General features: G+C 40.6%; 5 protein-coding genes. 3 read left to right on the top strand and 2 right to left on the bottom strand.

Going from position 1 to position 3,718, the window contains the following annotated elements; genetic code table 11:
- The 3 genes from ACCM36_RS01730 to ACCM36_RS01720 all read left to right on the top strand — a co-directional run.
- A partial coding sequence (locus ACCM36_RS01730) for a hypothetical protein (RefSeq protein ID WP_370571981.1) occupies positions 1–255 on the top strand: 255 nt, incomplete at its 5' end.
- On the top strand, positions 252–374 hold the full coding sequence (locus ACCM36_RS01725; RefSeq protein ID WP_370571980.1) for a DUF2769 domain-containing protein: 123 nt from the start codon (positions 252–254) through the stop codon (positions 372–374). The genes ACCM36_RS01730 and ACCM36_RS01725, both read left to right, overlap by 4 nt.
- Positions 375–389: 15 nt before the next feature.
- Positions 390–1,160 carry a tetratricopeptide repeat protein gene (locus ACCM36_RS01720; RefSeq protein ID WP_370571979.1) on the top strand — a complete coding sequence of 257 codons (771 nt, stop codon included), beginning with the start codon at positions 390–392 and terminating at the stop codon, positions 1,158–1,160.
- Positions 1,161–1,408: 248 nt separating this feature from the next.
- Here the strand turns inward: ACCM36_RS01720 and ACCM36_RS01715 are convergent, their stop codons facing one another.
- Together ACCM36_RS01715 and ACCM36_RS01710 are read right to left on the bottom strand one after the other, a co-directional pair.
- Positions 1,409–2,656 carry a PAS domain-containing protein gene (locus tag ACCM36_RS01715; protein ID WP_370571977.1) on the bottom strand — a complete coding sequence of 416 codons (1,248 nt, stop codon included), beginning with the start codon at positions 2,654–2,656 and terminating at the stop codon, positions 1,409–1,411.
- A 434-nt stretch (positions 2,657–3,090) separates the two neighbouring features.
- Positions 3,091–3,718, bottom strand: a 628-nt coding sequence (locus ACCM36_RS01710; protein ID WP_370571976.1) for an MtaA/CmuA family methyltransferase, incomplete at its 5' end; no start/stop codon positions are given.

The following is a 3,718-nucleotide window of genomic DNA, read 5'->3' as shown; positions in this document are numbered from 1 at the left end:
TTGCAGACGTTGTGTTGCCATATGTCCCGAGCAAACAATGAACCATTCTATCTTGAAAATAAAACATTTCTTGAAAATAAAACGTTGAACCTTTGCAGGCTGGGCACTTCCAAAGGACATGATGTATGGAACCCTCAGAACTTACTGACAGGAACAGGCAAACTTATGGCAGATATTTTGGCATATGTACTTCATACCATCATTCCAAAGGTTGCCTCTGTACAAAATGTCCTTCGTATCAGGGAAACGGGATGATGTTCTGTGCAAGGAAAAATAAACAAACACTATCTTCAAAGAAAGGTTGTCTCTGTTTGGGATGTCATACCCATAGGAAGTTCAGGCTTAAAGGTGATTACTTTTGTCACAGTTTGTAGTGGAGTGGCCAATCAATGAAATTCTTTGATAAATTGTTTAGCGGTGATGCTATAGAGAAAAACATCAAAAAAACGCACAATGAGGCACTCCAAGCTTACAACAAAGGATATATTCTTCTCAGGATGCACAGATTCGAGGAATCCCTAGTTGCTTATGACTTGGCTGAGCAACTGTGGGAAAAAGAGATAAATGTACTTACGCTGCAGAGTGATCATGAAACTGCAAAACGATTAAAAGCAAGTGTTCTTAATACCTTGTCCAGCAAAAGCTATGCAAACTATGCGATGGGAAGATATGATATTTCACTTGAACTTCTCGAAAAGATGCTAGAAAAAGCTCCTGATGATCCTGAAAGTCTTTTTAGGAAAGGCTTTGTGCTTTATAAAATCCAGAGATACGATGAAGCTTTGATCTGCCTCGAAATTGCACTTTTTAAATGTAGAGAGTTCCCTGAAGCATGGTACTGTAAAGGAAACGTTCTAAGAGAGCTCGGAAATTATGCTGCTGCCCTTGAGGCTTTTGAGTATTCCATAGCATGCTCACAGCCTTTGAACTTCCAGTTGCCGAGGTTTACATGGATTCCACTCACATCCTCCTCGAAGATGAAAAAGGATAGTGCAGAAGCATGGTACTGTAAAGGAGAAATATTTTTCAGACAGAATAAGTATGAAGAAGCTCTCGAAGCTTTTAGCAAGGCGTTGGACATAAAACCCGGATTTACAGACGCCGCTCAGTTCAGGGACACAGTGCTTCACAAACTTGATAAGAAAAGAATCTCAAATTAAGATTTCTAGTTGAAAGCCTATCCTTTTTTGCTAATGCGAAACTTTTTTTGGGTAAAGGCAATTTCATGGTAAAGTAAGGGGAATAAATGGCAAGAACGAAGAGGAAGAATAACAGTTGATTGGATCTTATGAACATCACAACAAGCAATACACAAACATTCTTCCGTAGGGATGGTGATTTTTAACACTGATCCGGATTGTTTCCATTTAAACTTTTAGATATCTATCCCCTTGCTTGAATATTTCAGTTAGCTTACTTTTTCCTTTTGTTCCGTGATATCCTGGATGACACCCAGGTAATGGGTCACAACACCTTCATCATTACGCTGGATGAAAGTCTGCTCTTCCACCCATCTTTTGTCTCCAGACTTCGTCCTTATCCTGTATTCTTTGACAAAGACTGTACCTCCTTCACGAGAGATGTCTGAAAGTTCCGTCTGCACATCAAGAAGGTCTTCAGGATTGATTATGTTACCATAAAGGATATCCCCTGAGAGGAAATCATCAACAGAATACCCGAAATTGGTTATGTTATCTGAAACAAATTCAACAGGCCAGAGTTCCATTTCATCGTCAGAACCTGCCCTCCAAAGAAAAGCGATCACAGGGCTATGATTAACAATTGTTTCAAGGGCTTGTTTTCTGTCCAGTAGCTCAGCTTGCTTTTCAAGTGCTATTTTGAGCGCAATCTCTCTTTCCTTCTGCTCAGTGATGTCCTGAACAATTCCCTGCAAGTGAGTTACATTCCCATCCTTGGCCCTCTGGATAAAAGTTCCCTGACTTACCCACAATATCTTTCCATCCTTGGATATTACACGATATTCCTGAGTATAATTGTCACTGCCATCATCACACTTCTCTGCAAGCGTATCTTTGACCATCTCATAGTCATCCGGATGGATCAAATCACTATAAGAAATACGACCTAGAACAAAGTCTTCAACTGAATAACCAAGCTTTGAAACATTCGCAGAAGCGTAATCTGTCGGCAAGAACTCCTCTGCCCTCCACAGGAATACCATAGTAGAACTATTGTTTATGGCATTTTCCAGTGATTTCTGTTTCTCCAGTGCTTCCTCTAAGGCTATTTCCTTGTTCTTCTGTTCCGTTACATCAAAGATAGTACCCTGATAATGGGTAACTACTCCTTCATCGTTACGCTGGATAAACGTCTGCTCTTTCACCCACCTATCCTCTCCGGACTTCGTCCTTATCCTGTATTCTTTGACAAAGACTGTACCGCCTGCACGGGAAATCTCCGAAAGTTCCATCTCTACCTCAGGAAGGTCATCAGGATGAACGATGTCAGCATAAAGAAGGCTACCAGAAATGAAGTCATCCACTGTATATCCAAAAAGACATATGTTATCTGAAACATATTCTACCGGCCATTTTTCCTCGGCTGTGTTTTCTGCCTTCCAGAGAAAAGCAATAACTGGACCGTTATTTATTACCTTTCCAAGTACCTCTTCTTTACCTGATATGTTAGCTCCCATATAATTCCCCCTTAAGCTAAACACTTCTTGTTATGTTATTTGTTTGTTAGTTTAAGTATTAATCAATTATGAGATCTGCCTAAACACTTTTTGAGCATCATGTCTAATATTTACAGGGACAGAGGAGGTTAAGCATCTCTAATTGCATGTATATTCCTGTCAATTATTTCACATCTTATTGACCCTTTACTTAATTCTTTCAACTTCATCCTCTTTGTTTACCACAATTTGATAAATAAGAAATAACCGGTAGTGCATTCCTGCATGTTTATGAGGCTTAGAAGCTTCTAGTTAAGCTCTGGATATTAAACTTGAATTGATATTGATAATTCAGGAATTCAATGGTTTATGAATTTGAAAGAAATACCAAACCAAAATTGTTTAAAAACTAACGCAGTGTCTTTACTAACCCTGCATATTTTTCACTTTTTATTTCAATACTTATGTGCCTTTGCCATGTCCACAATTGCCTGCAGGTTGGCTGTTGGTGTCTTGCTGACAATACCACATCCTGGTGCCAGTAAGGCCACTCCTGCATCAATGACTTCCTTTGACTTTTCCCTGACAAACTCCGGTGTCTTGTTCCAGAGTACATTCACAGGGTCAAGATTACCAATGATCACTGCCTTCTTAACGGTCTTAACAGCAGTTGCCGGGTCGACGTTCTGATCGATACTGATGGCGTTCACGCCGCATGATTCCATAAGATTGAGACCTGCCGTGGTGTCACCGCAGATGTGCAGCACAGTGGGCACGTTCATTTCGTTCATAGCATCTACCAGTTCCTTATGATATGGTACCACGAACTTCTCATAGAACTGAGCACCTATGAGCTGATAACTTGCGGTTGGATCGATAATGACCATGGTATCCGCACCGTTCTCGACCATCTTCTTTGCGTATGCGATATTAAAAGCTGTGGTGAACTCCATGAGCTTCAATCCCAGGTTCTCATCCGTGAAAATGTTGATGAACCAGTCGTCACCGTTCAGATGTTGTGCCAGGGAGAAAGGACCTATCATACTGCCGATGATGGGAAGTTCCTTGCCATACTTGTCGGCC

The sequence above is a fragment of the Methanomethylovorans sp. genome, from assembly GCF_041305605.1.
Lineage (GTDB): Archaea > Halobacteriota > Methanosarcinia > Methanosarcinales > Methanosarcinaceae > Methanomethylovorans.
Note: the sequence above shows the minus strand (reverse complement) of the source record. Positions and strands in the feature narration are given on the sequence as shown.